Annotated in this window: 1 protein-coding gene; it reads left to right on the plus strand. The window is 66.1% G+C overall.

What is annotated here, in order from left to right; genetic code table 11:
* On the plus strand, positions 1-433 hold a 433-nt coding region (locus tag V7650_RS18145; RefSeq protein WP_335657605.1), incomplete at its 5' end, for a hypothetical protein.
* Between the last annotated feature and the right edge of the window lie 136 nt (positions 434-569).

Below are 569 nucleotides of genomic sequence, written 5' to 3' on the forward strand. Positions count from 1 at the left end.
GCGGACGCTTCGCTGGACGCCGCTGCTCGTCTTCGTCGCCCTTGTCGCCGGCTATGCGATGCTGGCGCGATCGCCGAGCGTGCTGACGCCCGACTTCTGGATTGCTTGGTTGCTGTTCTACGGCGCGTTTCTGGCCGCGCATTTCGTGCGGCTGGCCGGCCCGCGCTTCACGCCGAGCGCACGGGAGCCGCTCGACGAGCGGGAGCTGACGGTCAAGGTGCGCGCCCATGCCATCTCCGGGATGCTGTTCGCCGGAACGGCGATGTTCGGCTGCTTCTATATGGCCGCCGCCGGCACCCCGGGGCTCTGGCACCCGCAGGGCTGGTATGACTGGTTCAATCTTGGCTTCGGGATCCAGGCAGCCGCCACGCTGTTGCCAACCTGGGTGGCCAGTTGGCTGGAGCCAAGGCCGATCACGGATCTGGAAGACTGAGGCCCCGCACAGGGTGCGCGGCGCAGCGATCAAACCGCCAGTGCAATGGGCCCGACAAGAAAAAACCGGAGGCACGCGGCCCCCGGTTCTCTCAATTCAGATAACAAGCCGTCTGCGTTCTAGAAACGGAGACCCG

This window comes from Parasphingorhabdus sp. (assembly GCF_036964565.1).
Lineage (GTDB): Bacteria > Pseudomonadota > Alphaproteobacteria > Sphingomonadales > Sphingomonadaceae > Parasphingorhabdus.